Source organism: Sphaerisporangium perillae (assembly GCF_023276435.1).
Taxonomy (GTDB): domain Bacteria; phylum Actinomycetota; class Actinomycetes; order Streptosporangiales; family Streptosporangiaceae; genus Sphaerisporangium; species Sphaerisporangium perillae.
In genome coordinates this window covers 52,917-70,430 of record NZ_JALLPO010000021.1, presented here as the reverse complement: position 1 = coordinate 70,430, position 17,514 = coordinate 52,917, and the positions used below count along the sequence as shown (strand labels likewise).

The 17,514-nt window shown below is 70.8% G+C and carries 15 protein-coding genes and 1 pseudogene; 6 read left to right on the top strand and 10 right to left on the bottom strand.

Going from position 1 to position 17,514, the window contains the following annotated elements; translation table 11 throughout:
* The first annotated feature begins 4 nt into the window (after positions 1-4).
* Positions 5-769, top strand: coding sequence for a TetR/AcrR family transcriptional regulator (locus MYF83_RS21355; RefSeq protein ID WP_248962300.1), 765 nt, complete (start codon positions 5-7; stop codon positions 767-769).
* 70 nt (positions 770-839) lie between these two features.
* Here MYF83_RS21355 and MYF83_RS21350 read toward each other — a convergent pair whose 3' ends face one another.
* Positions 840-1,226: a hypothetical protein gene (locus MYF83_RS21350; protein WP_248962298.1), complete on the bottom strand. Its 387-nt coding sequence runs from the start codon at positions 1,224-1,226 to the stop codon at positions 840-842.
* Positions 1,227-1,396: 170 nt separating this feature from the next.
* On the opposite strand from MYF83_RS21350, the gene MYF83_RS21345 reads away from it, so the two are divergent.
* Positions 1,397-1,927, top strand: coding sequence for a tetratricopeptide repeat protein (locus MYF83_RS21345; RefSeq protein WP_248962297.1), 531 nt, complete (start codon positions 1,397-1,399; stop codon positions 1,925-1,927).
* Positions 1,928-2,090: 163 nt separating this feature from the next.
* Here the strand turns inward: MYF83_RS21345 and MYF83_RS21340 are convergent, their stop codons facing one another.
* The 8 genes and pseudogenes from MYF83_RS21340 to MYF83_RS21305 form a co-directional block, all read right to left on the bottom strand.
* Positions 2,091-2,744, bottom strand: a complete 654-nt coding sequence (locus MYF83_RS21340; RefSeq protein ID WP_248962296.1) for a hypothetical protein — start codon at positions 2,742-2,744, stop codon at positions 2,091-2,093.
* Between the two features lie 98 nt (positions 2,745-2,842).
* Positions 2,843-5,422 (bottom strand): ATP-dependent chaperone ClpB, encoded by a 2,580-nt coding sequence (gene clpB, locus MYF83_RS21335; RefSeq protein WP_248962295.1) that lies wholly within the window; start codon positions 5,420-5,422, stop codon positions 2,843-2,845.
* 281 nt (positions 5,423-5,703) lie between these two features.
* Positions 5,704-5,956, bottom strand: a pseudogene (locus MYF83_RS21330) (heat shock protein transcriptional repressor HspR); the annotation flags it as partial.
* Between the two features lie 21 nt (positions 5,957-5,977).
* Complete coding sequence (dnaJ, locus tag MYF83_RS21325; protein WP_248962290.1) at positions 5,978-7,159, bottom strand: molecular chaperone DnaJ; 1,182 nt, start codon at positions 7,157-7,159, stop codon at positions 5,978-5,980.
* Between the two features lie 35 nt (positions 7,160-7,194).
* Complete coding sequence (gene grpE / locus MYF83_RS21320) at positions 7,195-7,848, bottom strand: nucleotide exchange factor GrpE (protein WP_248962289.1); 654 nt, start codon at positions 7,846-7,848, stop codon at positions 7,195-7,197.
* On the bottom strand, positions 7,845-9,719 hold the full coding sequence (dnaK, locus tag MYF83_RS21315) for a molecular chaperone DnaK (RefSeq protein ID WP_248962287.1): 1,875 nt from the start codon (positions 9,717-9,719) through the stop codon (positions 7,845-7,847). The genes grpE and dnaK overlap by 4 nt, the downstream gene beginning before the upstream one ends.
* Before the next feature lie 225 nt (positions 9,720-9,944).
* Positions 9,945-10,403, bottom strand: coding sequence for a hypothetical protein (locus MYF83_RS21310; protein ID WP_248962285.1), 459 nt, complete (start codon positions 10,401-10,403; stop codon positions 9,945-9,947).
* Positions 10,404-10,530: 127 nt separating this feature from the next.
* Complete coding sequence (locus MYF83_RS21305; protein ID WP_248962283.1) at positions 10,531-12,090, bottom strand: alpha/beta hydrolase; 1,560 nt, start codon at positions 12,088-12,090, stop codon at positions 10,531-10,533.
* 262 nt (positions 12,091-12,352) lie between these two features.
* Between MYF83_RS21305 and MYF83_RS21300 the strand changes: the two genes are divergently transcribed.
* A complete protein-coding gene (locus MYF83_RS21300; protein WP_248962281.1) occupies positions 12,353-13,225 on the top strand; it encodes a proline dehydrogenase family protein in 873 nt (290 codons plus the stop codon).
* A gap of 134 nt (positions 13,226-13,359) precedes the next feature.
* The gene (gene proC / locus MYF83_RS21295; RefSeq protein ID WP_248962280.1) at positions 13,360-14,154 is read left to right on the top strand and encodes a pyrroline-5-carboxylate reductase; all 795 of its coding nucleotides are present in this window, start codon (positions 13,360-13,362) and stop codon (positions 14,152-14,154) included.
* 64 nt (positions 14,155-14,218) lie between these two features.
* On the opposite strand, the gene MYF83_RS21290 is transcribed toward proC, so the two are convergent.
* Positions 14,219-14,440 carry an EF-hand domain-containing protein gene (locus MYF83_RS21290; RefSeq protein ID WP_248962277.1) on the bottom strand — a complete coding sequence of 74 codons (222 nt, stop codon included), beginning with the start codon at positions 14,438-14,440 and terminating at the stop codon, positions 14,219-14,221.
* A gap of 186 nt (positions 14,441-14,626) precedes the next feature.
* Here MYF83_RS21290 and MYF83_RS21285 point away from each other — a divergent pair, with 186 nt between their 5' ends.
* The gene (locus tag MYF83_RS21285) at positions 14,627-15,895 is read left to right on the top strand and encodes an MFS transporter (RefSeq protein WP_248962275.1); all 1,269 of its coding nucleotides are present in this window, start codon (positions 14,627-14,629) and stop codon (positions 15,893-15,895) included.
* A 53-nt stretch (positions 15,896-15,948) separates the two neighbouring features.
* Positions 15,949-17,364: an efflux RND transporter periplasmic adaptor subunit gene (locus tag MYF83_RS21280; RefSeq protein ID WP_248962274.1), complete on the top strand. Its 1,416-nt coding sequence runs from the start codon at positions 15,949-15,951 to the stop codon at positions 17,362-17,364.
* Positions 17,365-17,514 lie beyond the last annotated feature (150 nt).

Sequence of the window (17,514 nt, the reverse complement as noted above, 5' to 3'; positions counted from 1 at the left end):
CAAGATGAATCGTGTGCCCGGCCTGCCCACTGACCATTACCCCGACGACGACCAGATACCGCTGCGCCGCAAACCGTCGCAACGCCGCAGTGCCCGCCGCGTCGAGCGCATGCTCGACGCCTGCGCCGAACTGCTCGACGAAATCGGCTACGAGGCGCTGTCGACCACCCGCATCGCGGAACGGGCCGATGTCGCCATCGGCTCGGTCTACCAGTTCTTCCCCGACAAGAGGGCGATCACCCAGGCGCTGACCCAGCGCAATGTGGAGCTGTTCATCGCCCGGGTCGGCAGGCGGTTCATGACCGAGGACTACTCCGGCTGGTGGCACGCGGTCGACGCCATCATCGACGAGTACGTCGACATGCACAGGACCGTTCCAGGGTTCCGGTCGCTGCGATTCGGCGACGCGGTCGACCTCAACCTGCTCGACTCGGTGTCGGAGAACAACACGGTGATCGCCGGTCGGCTCCGCGGCCTCCTGCTGGAGGAGTTCGGCATGGCCGACAGCGAGGAGCTCGACCTCAGCCTCACCGTCGCCGTCGAGGCCGGGGGCGCGGTGCTCGCGCTGGCCTTCCGGCGCGACCCCATGGGCTGGCCGCCGCTGGTCGACGAGGCCAAGCGGCTGATCCGCGAGTACCTCTCCAGCCAGCTGCGGTCCCAGGGGGCCGACCTGCTCCGGTCGCGCGAAGGCGCCCGTCCCGGGCTCGCCGGCTCCCCGGAGGGGCCGGAGGGGCCGGAGGGGCCGGAGGCCGACGGGTCGACCGCCTGACGCCGATGGGTCGACGGCCTGACGGCTCGCGGGCGCGGCCACTCCCCGGCGGGCGGGCTTTGGGAGGGGGTTACTCCTCCGCGGGCGGGATCTCGAGAGCCGGCTCCTGCTCAGGAAGCGTGCCGCCGATCTCAGATGGCTCCGACCCGGCCTGGGGAGGCAGTGGCCGCACCATCATGTCGGGCGAGGCGGGAACGGAACGGTCGCCGGACGAGCCTGAGGAGCCGGACGAGGAGGTGCCTGAGCCGGTGCCACCCCCCTCGGCCTCGCACTGGGTGGAGACCCGCCGCACCGTCTTGCGAGCCGCCTGGACCTCCGCGCGCAATCGGATCAGTTCCAGGCGTTGCTGGTCGGCCGTCTCGAGCCGGGCGGTGGCGTAGCCGAGCGTCCCGGGGACGACGGCGGCGAGCACTGCCGCGCAGACGAGGGTGAAGGTGGTCTGCCAGGACATGTCCATCGCAGCTCCTTCGAAGGACGTGGGTGACCTTCCAGGCGATGCGAATATGCCCTCTCGTCTCGGGAGACACACGGAGTGTAGTCAAACATGTGCAAATTAGGACCGAAGTAATGCCTGCCGTTGTCCGCACACGGTCGAGCGGTGCTCGGTAACCTCGTCTTGTGGCACATGTGACACGTGAGCAGCTTGATCGACTACTCGAACAGGTACTCCTCAATGACGATCACGGGGCTCTCGCGGGGAGGCTCGACGATCTGGCACGCGGTTACGCGTCCGGAGAGGTGTCCCGTGCCGCGATCCTCGTGCTCGCCGCGGAGGAGTGGCGGCAGGCCGGGCAGCCGGCGCGAGCCCTCGAATGCTTCCAGCGGGCGCTGGACGACGGCGGCGAGGTGAGCGTCGACCCGCGGGCCGGCATCGCCGACACCCTCTTCGAACTCGACCGTCCCGCCGAGGCCCGAGAGCTCGTCGACTGCATCAAGGCCGACGGGGGGGTGGACCCCAGCACGGCGCTGCACGTCGCCGAGACCCTGCTGGCGTACGGCGATCTCGGCGCGGCCCACGAATGGGCGACCGAAGGCATCCGCGCGGGGGAGGGCGGCGGCGGCATCCGCGACGCGCTGCTGCGCACGCGCTACCGCATCCGCGTCGACCTCGGCCTCCCGGAGGACGATCTCGACGCGCTCCTCGACGTCTCCTGCTGACCCGAGGGGTGCGCCGGCCGACGTGAAAGACCGCGCGGGCCGTGACCCCCAAGCGTCACGACCCGCGCGGTGCCGGTGGCCGCCCTCACGGGCGGACGGTGTCCTCGGCCGGCGTCGAGGCCGCCGGCCTTTCAGTGGGCCGTCCGGCCGGTGAGCGGTCTGCTCAGCGGACGTGGAGACCGGTGAGGGCCGTGTCGACCGAGGGCAGCTTCGCCAGCTCGGCGCCCGCGGCGTCCGTGCCGGGATCCTGAACGGGGGCGCCGACGGCCGGCGGCACGACGGGCAGGACCGGAAGGCCCGTGCCCGCCCCCACCGCCGGCGCGCCCGGGTCGCCCGAGACGGCGGTGCCGGATGTGGCAGGGGCGTCGGGTACATCGGAGGAGCCGATGGCGCGCCGCTGCGCGGGACGCCCCTCGTACTGCAGGACACCCGGGACGGAGTGCCCGCGGGCGACCCGGTAGAGGAGCTCGCCCTTCAGCAGGTGCGGAAGGCCCGTGCTGCGCACGATGGCCGGAAGGTCGGTCAGGCCGATCACGGCGGCGGTGCCGGAGAGCAGCCCCGAGGAGCGCCCGATGTGCTCGAAGCCGATGAGCAGGTCGCCCCTGCCGTTGCCGGCGCCGCGGTTCGCCACGTGCGGCACGGTGAGGCCGCCCAGCCCGTCACAGGCCTCGGGCGCAGTGCCGGGCGCCTGGAGCGCGGTCAGGGGGCCCTCCCCGCAGGGCACCGCGGCGGAGGCGCTTCCCGCCCCCAGCCAGCTCGCGCCCGCCGCGACGACGGCCACCGCGAGGATCCCCCGGATATTGAGTGAACTACGCATGAAGACTCCCTGACTACCTTTCGTGCTTGGACGAGCACTGAAGGTAGCCAGGGAGCCGTCCCCCGCAGCGGGTCGTTGACCCAAAGCTGGCGAAGTCCTTACCGGCCCGCCTCGACGGTCAGGGTGTCTCCGGCGGCGTCCAGATCGACGACGACCTCGTCGCCGTCGTGGATCTCGCCCCCCAGCAGGCTCTTGGCCAGCTTGTCGCCGATCGCCGACTGGACGAGCCGGCGCAGCGGCCGGGCGCCGTACAGCGGGTCGTACCCGGTCAGCGCCAGCCAGTCGCGCGCCGCCGGCGTCACGGTCAGCGTCAGCATCCGGTCGGACAGGCGCTGTGCCAGCCTCGCGACCTGCAGGTCCACGATCTGCGACAGCTCCTCGGAGCCGAGCGCGTCGAACAGGATCACATCGTCGAGCCGGTTCAGGAACTCCGGCTTGAACGAGCTCCGGACCGCCTGCATGACCTTGTCCCGCTTGGCGGTGCCGTCCAGCGCCGGGTCCACCAGGTACTGCGAGCCGATATTGGAGGTCAGGATCAGGATCGTGTTGCGGAAGTCGACCGTGCGGCCCTGCCCGTCGGTGAGGCGGCCGTCGTCGAGCACCTGGAGCAGGATGTCGAAGACCTCGGGGTGGGCCTTCTCGATCTCGTCCAGCAGCACCACGGTGTACGGCCGGCGCCGCACCGCCTCGGTGAGCTGCCCGCCCTCCTCGTAGCCGACGTAACCGGGAGGAGCGCCGACCAGGCGGGCGACGCTGTGCTTCTCGCCGTACTCGCTCATGTCGATGCGGGTCATGGCGCGCTCGTCGTCGAAGAGGAACTCCGCGAGCGCCTTGGCCAGCTCGGTCTTGCCGACCCCCGTCGGGCCGAGGAACAGGAACGAGCCGGTCGGCCGGTCGGGATCGGCCACTCCGGCGCGGGCCCGCCGCACCGCGTCCGACACCGCCTGCACGGCCTCGCGCTGCCCGACGAGCCTGCGCCCGAGCTCGTCCTCCATGCGCAGCAGCTTGGCGGTCTCGCCCTCGAGCAGGCGCCCGGCGGGGATGCCGGTCCACGAGGAGATCACCTGGGCGATGTCGTCGGCGCCGACCTCCTCCTTGACCATCGGGTCCTCGGGCTGCGCCTGGGCGCTGGCCTCCTCGACCTCCTTCTCAAGGCGCGGCACGTCGCCGTACATCAGCCGGGACGCCGCCTCGAAGTCGCCGTCGCGCTGGGCGCGCTCGGCCGCCGAGCGGGCCTCGTCGAGCTGCTTCTTCAGCTCGCCGACCCGGTTGAGCCCGGCCTTCTCCTTCTGCCAGCGCACGACCAGGGCGTCCAGCTCCTCCTGGCGGTCGCCCAGCTCCTTGTGCAGCTTGTCCAGACGCTGGATGCTCGCCTCGTCGGTCTCCTTGGCGAGGGCCAGCTCCTCCATCTTGAGGCGGTCGACGGCCCGCTGCAGCTCGTCGATCTCCACCGGGCGCGAGTCGATCTCCATACGGAGCCGGCTGGCGGCCTCGTCGACCAGGTCGATCGCCTTGTCGGGCAGGAACCGCGCGGTGATGTACCGGTCGGAGAGAGTGGCCGCGGCGACCAGGGCGCTGTCGGAGATCTGCACCTTGTGGTGGGCCTCGTAGCGGCCCTTGAGGCCGCGCAGGATCGCGATGGTGTCCTCGACCGAGGGCTCGCCCACGAAGATCTGCTGGAACCGCCGCTCCAGCGCCGGGTCCTTCTCGATGCGCTCGCGGTACTCGTCAAGGGTGGTCGCGCCGATCATGCGCAGCTCGCCCCTGGCCAGCATGGGCTTGAGCATGTTCCCGGCGTCCATCGCGCCCTCGGCCGCGCCCGCGCCGACCATCGTGTGCAGCTCGTCGATGAACGTGACGACCTGGCCGTCGCTCTCCTTGATCTCGGTGAGCACGGCCTTCAGCCGCTCCTCGAACTCGCCGCGGAACTTGGCTCCCGCCACCATCGCGCCAAGGTCGAGCGAGACCAGGCGCTTGCCGCGCAGGCTCTCGGGGACGTCGCCGGCCACGATGCGCTGCGCCAGCCCGTCCACCACGGCGGTCTTGCCGACGCCGGGCTCGCCGATCAGCACCGGGTTGTTCTTGGTACGGCGGCTGAGCACCTGCACCACGCGGCGGATCTCGTTGTCACGGCCGATCACCGGGTCGAGCTTGCCGGCGCGGGCCAGCTCGGTGAGGTCGACGCCGTACTTCTCCAGGGCGCGGTAGGTGTCCTCGGGGCTCTCGCTGGTGACCCGGGCGTGGCCGCGGACCTTCTCGAACGCCTCCAGCAGGGCGTTCGGGGTGGCGCCCTGCGACTTGAGCAGCTCCGCGACGCGGCCGCCGTCGGCCGCCAGGCCCACCAGCAGGTGCTCGGTGGAGACGTACTCGTCCTCCAGCTGCTTGGCGCGGGCCGCCGCCGTGTTCATGACGACCAGCAGCTGGCGGGAGGACGACGGCGCGCTGACCGTCGCGCCCTGCGCCTTCGGCAGCTGTTCGAGCTGCTGCTCGGCCTCGGCGCGCAGCCGCTTCCAGTCGGCTCCGACCGCCTCCAGCAGGTGGACGGCCGTGCCGTCCGTCTGGGAGAGCAGGCTGGTGAACAGGTGGGCCGGGGCGACCTCCGGGTGGCCTTCGGCCGCGGCACGCCGGATGGCGGCCGACAGGGCGTCCTGGCTCTTTCGCGTGAGCTTGTAGTCCATGCCTACCTTGCCTTTCTCGCATGGCGGATCGCCAGACGCTCGCCAGGCCGGCGGTGCCGCGTCGCTCCGCTATATGTGCGCCCCGGCCCCCGGCGCGGTCGGCGCCCGGGGCGCGGCGTGTTCTTCTGGCCACGGGACCCGGCGGGATGCTCGCCGCGGGCCGCGGCGGTGGATGCGCGCCCCCGCTCAGGCAGGAGGCAGCTGGTACTGGATCAGCGCTCGGATCATCGCCATCTCGCTCCTGAGACGGTTGATCTCCTCGCGCATGCGGAGGTTCTCGGTCTCCAGGGCGAGGATTCGCTTGATGCCCGCGAGGTTGATGCCCTCCTCCTGGGAGAGCCGCTGCACCTCGCGGAGCATCACGATGTCGCGGGTCGAGTACAGGCGGCCCCGGCCGGCCGTACGGCCCGGGCTGACCAGGCCGAGACGGTCGTACTGCCGGAGCGTCTGCGGGTGGAGCCCGGAAAGCTGAGCGGCCACCGAGATGACGTACACCGGGGTGTCGTCGGACAGGTCGAAGTAGTTGGCGTCCATCGGCGTCGCCTCCTTCCGGGGCTACTCGCTTCTCGCCTGTCTGAGCAGTTCGGCGCGGGGGTCCGCGTCCTCGGAGACCGCCCTGTACTCCTCCAGCGCGGTCCTTTCCTTGTCGGCGAGGTGCTGGGGCACCACGACCTCAACGGTGACCAGCAGATCACCCTTGGTGCCGTCCTTGCGGGTGACACCCCGGCCGCGCACGCGGAACGTGCGGCCGTTCGGGGTGCCCTCGGGGATCCGCAGGGTCACCGGCATGCCCTGGAGGATCGGCACCTTGATCTCGGCGCCCAGAGCCGCCTCCGCGAACGTCACGGGCACCGTGATGGTCAGGTTGTCGCCGGAACGGCCGAAGATGGCATGCGGTTTCACGTGAATCTGGACATACAGGTCGCCGGCCGGGCCGCCGTTCTCGCCGGGCGCGCCCTTGCCCTTGAGCCGGATGCGCTGGCCGTCGGCCACCCCGGCGGGGATGCGCGCCTGGATGGTGCGAGTGCTCTTGCCGCGCCCGCTGCCCTCGCACACCGGGCAGGGGTCGTCGACGAGCAGCCCACGGCCCTTGCAGTCGCGGCACGGCTCGGAGAAGGCGAAGTTGCCAAGGTTGCGGCTCGCCGCGCCGGTGCCCTCACAGGTGGGGCAGACCCGCGGGGTCGTGCCCGCCTTGGCTCCGGTGCCGCTGCAGGCCGTACACGCCGAGGAGCTGGTCAGACGGAGGGCCACCGTCGTGCCGTCCACGGCCTCCATGAACGACAGGGTGACCTCGGACTCGATGTCCTGGCCCCGGCGGGGACGGGACGTGGTGGTGGAGGTGCGCCCGCCACGGTTGAACAGGCCGCCGAACAGATCGCCGATGCGCTCGCCCGTGCCGCCGCCCTGCGCGGTGCCTCCGAAGAGGTCGCCGAACTCGAACGGGAATCCGCCGCCGCCACCGCGGGGGGCGCCGCCCCCCGCGTATCCGCCGAGACCGGATCCGAACAGCGCGCGCGCCTCGTCGTACTCCTTGCGGCGCTTGGTGTCCGACAGGACGTCGTAGGCCTCCGAGACCTGCTTGAACTTGGCCTCGGTCTCCGTGTTGCCCTGGTTGGCGTCCGGGTGGTACTTCCTGGCCAGTCTCCGGTACGCCTTCTTGATCTCTTCGGCGGTGGCGGTCTTCGACACACCAAGGACCGCGTAATAGTCCTTCTCCAGGTAGTCCTTGGTGCTCATCTATCGCTTCCTTCGTGGGACAAAGGGGTAGTCGCTCAATTGTCCTCGGGCTCGGCCGCCGCCTCGCCCGTCTCGCCCGCCGCGGAGGTGGAGCCCTCCGAGGCCGGCGACGGCTCCTCCGGCTCGGCGACGGCGACCCGCGCCGGGCGCAGGATCCGGTCGCCGATCTGGTAGCCCGGCTGGAGGATCTCCACGCAGGTGGGCTCGGTGACGTCGGCCGAGTAGCTGTGCATCAGCGCCTCGTGCACCGTCGGGTCGAACGGGTCGCCCTTGGTGCCGTAGGTCGTGAGGCCGAGCTTGCCGACCGCGCTCTCGAGCGCCTCGCTGACCTTGGCGAACCCGCCGGTGAGCTCGCCGTGGTCGCGGGCCCTTCCGATGTCGTCCAGCATCGGCAGGAGCTCGGTCAGCACGTTGGCGACCGCCTGCTCCCTGACCAGCACCCGGTCACGCTCGACGCGCTTGCGGTAGTTGGAGTACTCGGCCTGGAGCCGCTGGAGGTCGGCCGTGCGCTCGGCGAGCTGCGCGGCCACGCCGTCGTCGGGCCTCGCCGCCTCGCCCGGGGAGGCGGGGGGCGACACGCCGGCCGCCTTCCCCGCCCCCTCGCGCACCTCGCCGGTCTCGGGGTCGATGCGCCGGTTGTCGCGGATCACCAGGCCTTCGTGCTCGCTCCCAGAATTCGGGGACGTCACGCGGCACCGCCCTCCCGCTTCGGCTCCTCGTCGACGATCTCGGCCTCGACGACGTCCTCGTCGGCCTTGGCTCCGGCACCGGGAGCGCCGGTGGCGCCGTCGCCGCCTTCGGCGCCGGCGGCCTGGGACTGGGCGTAGATCGCCGAGCCCATCTTCTGGCTGACGGTGGCGAGCTTCTCGGCGGCGGCGCGGATGGCGGCCGAGTCGGTGCCCTCCAGGGTCTTCTTCAGCTCGCTCAGCGCGCCCTCGACCTCGGTCTTGACGTCGGCCGGGACCTTCTCCTCGTTCTCATGGAGGAACTTCTCGGTCTGGTAGGCCAGAGCGTCGGCGTTGTTGCGCGTCTCGGCGTCCTCGCGGCGCTGCTTGTCCTCCTCGGCGTAGGACTCGGCCTCGCGCATCATGCGCTCGATGTCGTCCTTCGGCAGCGCGGAGCCGCCGGTGATGGTCATCGACTGCTCCTTGCCGGTGCCGAGGTCCTTGGCGCCGACGTTGACGATGCCGTTCGCGTCGATGTCGAAGGTGACCTCGATCTGCGGGATGCCGCGCGGCGCCGGGGCGATGCCGGTCAGCTCGAAGGTGGCCAGCTTCTTGTTGTAGGCCGCGATCTCGCGCTCGCCCTGGAAGACCTGGATCTGCACCGACGGCTGGTTGTCCTCGGCGGTGGTGAAGACCTCCGACCGCTTGGTCGGGATCGTCGTGTTCCGCTCGATGATCTTGGTGAAGATGCCGCCCTTGGTCTCGATGCCCAGGCTCAGCGGCGTGACGTCGAGGAGCAGGACGTCCTTGACCTCACCCTTGAGCACGCCGGCCTGGAGCGCGGCGCCGATGGCGACGACCTCGTCGGGGTTGACGCCCTTGTTGGGCTCCTTGCCGCCGGTCAGCTCCTTCACCAGCTCGCTGACGGCCGGCATGCGGGTGGACCCGCCGACGAGCACCACGTGGGCGATGTCGGCGACCTTGATGCCGGCGTCCTTGATGACCTGGTGGAACGGGCCCTTGCAGCGCTCGAGCAGGTCGGCGGTGATGCGCTGGAACTCCGACCGGGTGAGCTTCTCCTCCAGGTGGAGGGGGCCCTCGGCGGAGGCGGTGATGTAGGGCAGGTTGACCGAGGTCTCGGTCTGCGCCGACAGCTCGATCTTCGCCTTCTCCGCGGCCTCGCGCAGGCGCTGGAGCGCCATCTTGTCCTTGGACAGGTCGACGCCGTGGGCGTTCTTGAAGCGGGTCACCAGCTCGTCGACGACGCGCTGGTCCCAGTCGTCGCCGCCCAGGTGGTTGTCACCGCTGGTGGCCTTGACCTCGACGAACCCGTGCCCGTCCTCCTGGCCGACGTCGAGCAGGGACACGTCGAAGGTGCCGCCGCCGAGGTCGAAGACCAGGATGGTCTGGTCCTTGTCCTTGTCGAGCCCGTACGCCAGAGCGGCGGAGGTGGGCTCGTTGATGATGCGCAGGACGTTGAGGCCCGCGATCGTGCCGGCCTCCTTGGTGGCCTGCCGCTGGGAGTCGTTGAAGTACGCCGGGACGGTGATCACCGCGTCGGTGATCTTCTCGCCGAGGTAGGCTTCCGCGTCCGTCTTGAGCTTCTGCAGGACGAAGGCGCTGATCTGCTGGGGAGAGAACTTCTTGCCGTCGATCTCGACGGTCCAGTTGGAGCCCATCTCCCGCTTCACTGAGCGGATGGTCCGGTCGACGTTGGTGACGGCCTGGCGCTTGGCCACCTCGCCGACGAGGACCTCGCCGTTCTTCGCGAAGGCGACCACGGACGGGGTGGTCCGCGAGCCCTGCGCGTTGGCGATGACCGTGGGCTCACCGCCCTCGAGGATCGAGACGACGGAGTTGGTCGTCCCAAGGTCGATACCTACCGCACGTGCCATGAGTACGTCCTTGTAGTCAAAGTTGAGTCTGTATGACTCAATGCTGATCCTCGCTCGTCGGTTTGTCAAGCGAGTTGAGTCTAACCGGCTCAACCCTACGCGCCGCAGGCCTATTCCGCGTGGTGGGGTACCAAGAAAACCCGTTCGCCCTACGGCGCCGGGGACTTCGGTCCGCGCGTGATCCCGCGCTCGGTACCGTCGATCAGGACTTCGGGGCTCGATCGCTCAGCTCTTGGCGCCGTCGACGATCTTCCGGTGGCCGAGCGGCTTCTTGAGCTTGACCGTCGTCGACTTCAGCACGGCGATCTCGATGCACGCGACGTTCCGCGCATTGGGCGCCTGCCCCTCGTACAGGGTCACGGTCACGCGCCTGGAGGTCTCCCGCACCTTCACCCGGTCCAGGACGTTGCAGGGCTCGACCCCCGACCACCAGGTGATGGTGAGCCTGCGCCCGTCGCGCGAGGGCCGCGCCTTCTCCCACCGCACCTTGCGCGGGTCGACCGTGTGGCCCTTCGGCCTGGTGGGTGAGGGGGCCACGACCGGGGCACCAGGGCTCGTGACGCTCGTCGAGCTCACGTCCGCGGTCACCGGGTCGTCGGGAGAGGTGCTCGTGGTGCCGGCGCCCGGAGCGTTGCCGCACGCCAGAGCGAAGAACAGGGATCCGGTCGCCAGTGTCGCCGTCATCGTCCGCATAACCCTTCGACGTATCTGATCTCGCCCGGGTTCGGAATGCCGTCCCCGCACGCGAAAGAGCCCCCGGCCTGGATGGTCAGGGGCTCTTCCGTTGGGGGGCTCTAAACGGCCCGGTGGCTCAGCGCTCGCCGGGCACCCAGTCGTCGTCGGAGGTGGGCGCGGAGCGCAGGGTCGCCGCCGGCGGCACCGGGTCGGGGAACGGCGCGCAGTGGACGTCCGGACCCGGCAGGCTCGCGGGCAGCGAGCCGTCGGTCAGGTACGCCTTCCAGATGTCGTCGATGCAGGCGTTGCCCCGGCCGGTGAGGCCGTGGTTGCCGCCGCCGTCCATGACCACCAGGCGGGAGGACGGGAAGCGCTTGTGCATCTCGACGCCACCCGGGTACGGAGTGGCCGCGTCCTTGGTGTCCTGGAAGAACAGGGCGTTCTTGATCGCCTTGCCGTCGATGCGCGGGGGGTTGTGCCCGCGGACCGGCCAGGACTGGCACTGCGCGTTGTACCAGGCGTTGCCCCAGGTCAGGAACGGAGCGGTGCGGTAGGACTGCCACCAGTCGCGGTGCCAGGTCGCCCAGTCGCGCGGCCAGAGGGCGTCGCTGCACTCCACGGCGGAGTAGACGGCGAAGCCGTTGTCGTTGCCGCTGCTGTCGCCGTAGGTGCCGTACGCGGCCACCAGGGGAGCGGTGTTGCCCGCCACGTACTTCGACAGGGCGTTGGCCAGGAGCGGCCAGCGGCTCTTGAGGTAGCCGCCCGCCAGGTAGGTGTCGTCCAGCTCGTCCGGGCCGACCCTGCCCTCGGCCGGCGTGGCCTTGAGCTTGGCGCGGGTCGCGTAGTACGCCTTCTCCACGTCGGCGCCGGCGGTGCCGAGGTGGTAGGTGGCGTCGTACTGCGCGATCCAGGCGAAGAAGTCCTTGGCGCGGACCTCGAACGCGTGGTTCTGGTCGATGTTGGCGTCGTACCAGACACGCTCGGGGTTGACGATGCTGTCCAGGACCAGGCGGCGCACCTTGGAGGGGAACAGGGTGGCGTACGTGGCGCCCAGGTAGGTGCCGTAGGAGTAGCCGACGTAGCTGATCTGCTGCTGGCCGAGGGCCTTGCGGATCTGGTCCATGTCCTTGGCGGCGTCCACCGTGGTCATGTTCTTCAGCAGCTCGCCGTGGGCGGCGTCACAGGCCTTGGAGTAGCCCTGCATCTTCTTCAGCCAGGCCGACTCCTCGGCCCAGGTGGACGGCAGGTAGTCCGGGCGCACCGGGTCGAAGAAGTGCGGGTCGCAGCTGAGCGCGGGCTCGCTGGAGCCGACGCCGCGCGGGTCGAAGCCGATGAGGTCGTACTGCGCGGCCAGGGTCGCGCCGAGACGGTTCTGCATCACCGCCGGGTATGCGAGACCGCTGCCGCCGGGACCGCCGGGGTTGAACAGGATCGCGCCCTGGTAGTTGGCCGTGTCGGTCGCCTTCTTGCGCGATACGGCGATCTTGATCGTCTTGCCCCACGGGCGCGAGTAGTCGAGCGGGACCGCGACCGACGCGCACTCGATGCCGGCGGGCAGATCCGCGCACTGCGCCCACTGAGGAGCGGGAGGCGTGTGGCCGGGGGCCTGCTGAGTGCCGGCCGACGCGGGTGACGCGACCAGCGCTCCGCTCAGACCCAGGCCGGCTGTGGCCAGCGCTATCAGGATCTTCTTCACATGTACCCCTTCGACGCCGGCGGCTCCGTCGTTGGAACCGACTTATGGCACCTTCGGGTAGATCATGCGTATAAAGAGGTCATAAGACGACACCTGTATTCACTTGGTTGTCAAACCGCAACATGAATGGCTTCCAGTGATCGACGCCTGAAGCGCCGTAGGCTGGGGAGGTCTCTCCCCACTAGCCGTCCAGTCGTCGTGCCGGGAAGGGTTGCCGATGGTGTTGCGTCAGGTTCTGCTCGCTGCTTCGAGCAGTGACCGCTTGGAGAGCGTCATCAGGAACGCCGGGGTGACCCGCGCGTTGACGAGCCGCTATGTCGCGGGAGAGAGCCCGGAGGACGCCGCCTCGGTGGCGAGCGGTCTGGTCGCCGACGGCCTGCTGGTGACGCTCGACCATCTGGGCGAGGAGCCGCGGAACGCCGATCAGGCCGCCCGTACGGTGAAGGAGTCCCTCACGCTGCTCGACGGCCTCGCCCGGCGCGGCATCGCCAAAGGCACGGACTTCTCGCTGCGGCTCACCTCCCTCGGGCTCCGCCTCGGCGAGAAGCTCGCGCAGGAGAACGCCGCGCGGATCTGCCAGGCCGCCGGGGACGTGGGCGCCACGGTGACCGTCGAGGCGGAGGACGCGGCGACCGCCGAGGCCGCCCTCCGCGTGCACGCGGCCCTGCTGGAACAGCACCCCGCCACCGGCGTCACCGTGCTGTCCTGCCTGCGCCGCGCCGAGGACCACTGCCGCGCCCTGGCCTCGGGCCGCGTACGGCTACGACGCGGCCACGCGGGCATGGCCCCCGACCCGGCTGCCTACCGCGACTCCGGCGCCGTCGACCGCTCGTTCGTCCGCTGCCTCAAGGCGCTCATGGCCGGCCAGGGGTACCCCGTGGTCGCCACCCACGACCGGCGGCTGGTCGAGGTCGCCTCGGCGCTCGCCGTGCTCGACGAGCGCGAGCGCGGCGGGTTCGAGTACGAGATGTCCTACGGCGTGCGGCCCTCCGAGCAGGTCCGCCTCGCGGGCCTCGGCGCCCGGGTCCGGGTACGCGTCCCCTACGGACCCGACTGGTACGCCCACCTGACCCGCGACCTGGCCGCCCGCCCATCGGCCCTCGCCCTCCTCACCCGCTCCCTCCTAAGCCGCTAGCCCCGTTTCGGCACACGACCCGACTCGACCTGTGGTGATCACTCAAGATCCTTGGCGAGAAGGGGGACGGCTTGGACCAGCGGGGAGTCGGTAGGCTGCGATGGTTCCCCGACTCCTACGCGAGGTGCCTTCTGATGTTCGCGATTCTCGGAACCGGCAAGATGGGCGAGGCCCTGCTGTCCGGGCTGCTGCGTGCCGGCATCAAGCCGGACGAGATCGTGGTGACCGCGCGGCGCGAGGAGCGGGCACGGGCGCTGCGCGAACGCCACGGCGTGCGGGTCGTGAGCAACAGCGAGGCGGCCAAGACCGCGGAGACCCTGATCCTGGCGGTCAAACCGCAGGACATGGCGGCCCTCCTCACCGAGATCGCCCCCCACGTCCCAGCGGGCAAGCTGGTGATCTCGGTGGCGGCCGGCATCACGACGTCCTTCGTCGAGGCCAGGCTGGGTGACGAGGTGCCGGTCGTGCGGGTCATGTCCAACACCCCGGTGGTGGTCGACGAGGCGATGAGCGTCATCTCGGCCGGCGCCCACGCCTCCGAGGTGCATCTCAGGCACACCGAAGACCTGCTGTCGCCGGTCGGCAAGGTGCTGCGCATCCCCGAGTCCCAGCAGGACGCCGCGACCGCGCTCTCCGGCAGCGGCCCGGCCTACTTCTTCTACCTGGTCGAGGCGATGGTCGACGCGGGCATCCTGCTGGGCATGCCCCGCGCGGCGGCGCTGGACATGGTCACCCAGTCGATCGTCGGAGCGGCGATCATGCTGCGAGACTCCGGCGAGCACCCCGTCATCCTTCGCGAGGCCGTCACCTCACCCGGTGGCACGACGATCTCCGCGATCGCCGAGCTGGAGCGTCACAGCGTCCGGGCCGCCTTCCTCGCCGCCATCGAGGCCGCCCGCGACCGGAGCAGCCAGCTCGCCTCCGGCTGACCCCTCACGGGCCGCGACGGGCACCAGGCCGGTCGTCCGTGGCGGTCAGGGGAGCGGCGCAGGGTCAGTCGTCCGTGGCGGTTAGGCGGATGAACTCCTCGAAGGAGAGCCGGCCGTCGCCGTCGGCGTCGGCCTCCCGGTCCAGCGCCGCGAGCGCCTCGGCGGGGAGGCCGGGGAAGTGCTCGCTGAACTCGGCGTCGGTGATGTAACCGTCACCGTCGCCGTCCATCGACTCGAACTGCTTCTTGAGCTGCGCCCATCGCGGATCCGCGGGTCCTGCCGACAAGGAGATCTGCCTCCGACGCGAGTAGTCATCTCGTACGGCGAACACCATAGTTCGGACATTCCACCAATACGACCGCGGGTGGCCGTCATCTCGGATCCGCGGGTGGGGCGGGGTGGGAGTAAAGGTAAGGAAGGTTTTCTATTAGAGTCAGTCGTGGCCGGTGGAGGGGGCGGCGGGCATGGGGGCATGGTGACGGCGGCTGCGGAGACGACAGAGCAGTCGGCGGAGCCCGGGGTCTGGACACGGGACTTCCGGCTGTTCTTCACGGCCCGCTCGGTGTCGATGCTGGGCACGGCCATGGTGCCGGTCGCGATGTCGCTGGGCGTCCTGCAGGCCGGGTACGGGGCCAGCGGCGTCGGCTTCACCCTCGCGTCCTCGACGGTGCCGATGGCCGCCCTGGTGCTGTTCGGCGGTGTCTTCGCCGACCGGTTCACGCCGCGCCGCATGATGGTCGGCGCCGACCTGGTGCGCCTGGTGTCGCAGTCGGTCACGGCGGTGCTGTTCCTCGCGGGCACGCCCGCCCTGTGGCAGCTCATGGCCATCTCGGCCGTCAACGGCACCGCCGCGGCGATGTTCCAGCCCGGGCTGGCCAGCCTCATCCCTCGCATCGCCAGGGACGTGCAGCGGGCCGTCGCCACCCAGCGCACCTCCGAGTCGCTCATGCTCCTGGTCGGGCCCTCGATCGCGGGGATGCTGGTGGCGTTCGCCGACGTCGGCGTGGTGTTCCTGATCGACGCCGCGGGCTTCGGCGTGAGCGCGCTGTGCCTCGCGCTCCTGCGGCTGAAGGACATCCCCCGCGCGGCCGGCGAAGGGTCCATATGGGCCAACCTCAAGGAGGGGTGGCAGGAGTTCAGCTCGCGCACCTGGATGTGGGGCGTGATCGTGATCTGGGCGGCGATGGGGATCGTGGTCTTCGGACCCGTGCTACCACTGGGCGCCACCCTGATCAACGACGCCTACCACGCCACGGGGTACGGGTTCGTCACCTCGGCCTACGGGGCGGGGACCATCCTCGGCGGCGTCATCGCCATGAGGATCGAGCCGTCCCGGCCGCTGGCCGCCGGCGCCACGGCGATGTTCCTGTTCGCGCTGCAACCGCTGTCGATCACGCTCGGTCTCCCGCTGCCGGTGATGGCGGCGTGCCATCTCCTGGCCGGCATGGGGTCGGCGTTCTGGGGCGTCATGTGGATGACCAGCGTGCAGACCCAGGTGGCGCCGGAGGTGCTGAACCGCGTGCACGCCTACGAGGTCGCCGGTTCGATCATGGCCATGCCGATCGGGCAGGCCCTGGGCGGGCCCGTCGCCTCGTTGCTCGGCGCGCGTGAGGTGCTCGCGGTCTCGTCGGTGGTGGCGGTCGCCGGTTGCGCCGTCCTGCTGTCGGTGCCCGCGATCCGCCGCCTCGGCCGGGCCTCCGCCACCCCTGCCACCTCTGCCACGGATCCGGTTATTTCCTGATCCAGGGGCGGGAGTCCAGCGGGGATGAAGGTGATCCTCCTACGATGGGCCGGGTGACGATTCGTCGCGGTATCCCCCCGCTTCTCATCGGTCTCACCGTGCTCGTCTCGGCCTGCTCCTCCGACGAGACGCCCAAGGTGCAGATCGGCGAGGTCAGACGCGCCCCGGTCAGCGAGGTGGTCGAAGCCCCCGCCACGGTCGGCGCGCGGGCCACGGCCACGCTCCGTTCCCCGGCGGCCGGCACGGTCGCCAAGTTGTACGTCCACGACGGCGAGACGGTGGACAAGGGAGAGATCCTCGCCCGGATCAGCTCCCCGCAGGCGCAGGACCAGCTCGAGCAGGCACGCAAGGCCGAGCGGCAGGCCGCGAAGCCCGTCCGGCTCGGCGGCGGGGTCCCCGCGCCCAGCATCCGGCTCGCCGGGCTGAACCTCACCTCGTCCCTGGACCGGAAGGTGGCCCGCGGCTTCGCCAAGGCGCGCGCCGCCGCCAGGAAGATCAAGGACGCGCGGGTGAGAGCGCAGCTCCTCGCCGCGATCGACGCCGCCGAGACCCAGCACCGCGCCCAGCGTGCGGCGCTGGACCAGATCACCCAGAACCTGACCCGGTCGGTCAACCAGACGCTCTCCCAGGTCAGCGGACAGATCGGGGCGGGCCTCGGCGGGCTGGCGGCGTCCATGTCCTCCCTGCAGGCCGCCTCGAAGACCCAGGCGAAGGCCGCGGTGAAGGTCGCGAGTACGACCGTCAAGGGCCTGGTGATCAAGGCTCCCTTCGACGGGGTCGTCACGCTGGGCGGCCCGTCCGGTGGCGGAGCCCCGGATCTGGGGTCCCTGCTCGGCCAGCTGCCCGCCGGCCTCGGCGGGCAGGCCGGGGCGGCCGCGGGGTCCTCCGGTGGCGGTGCGGCGACCGGCACCTCCGGAGGCACGGTCGCCACCGGCGTGCCGGTCGCGGCCGGCGACGCCATCGTGACCGTGACCGACGTGTCGGAGCTGACGCTGTCCGCCGACGTGGACGAGACCGACGTGCTGCTGGTCGCCCGCGGTATCAGGGCCGAGGTCGAGCTGGACGCGGTCACGGGGGCTACCTACCGGGCCAAGGTCGCCGGTGTCGGCGTGACCCCCAAGGAGGGCACCACCGGCGGGGTCAGCTATCCCGTACGGCTGACGCTGGGCGAGGGCGCGTACGACGACGGAGGCGAGGCGCCCGTCCCGAAACCCGGCATGAGCGCGGTCGTCCGGCTGACCGTGCGGGAGTCGCCGGACGCGGTGGCGGTGCCGGCGGCGAGCATCGTGACCAGCGGCAGGGAGACCGTGGTGTGGGTGGTCCGCGGCGACGGCACGGCGGAGCGCAGAGTGGTCAAGCTGGGCGCCCAGGGCGACGCCGCGGTGGAGGTGGCCCGTGGCCTGTCACCCGGCGAGCGGGTCGTCGTCAAGGGCGCCGACACCGTACGGCCGGGCCAGAAGCTCACGTGATGACCACGGACGGGCCGGAAGCCCGCGACACGGCGGGCGGACCGGAGGCACATCGGACGGCGGGCGGGACCGAGACTCCCGGGACGGCGGGCGGACCGGAGGCACATCGGACCGCGGACGGGGCGCAGGCGAGCGAGACAGAGGCTTCCG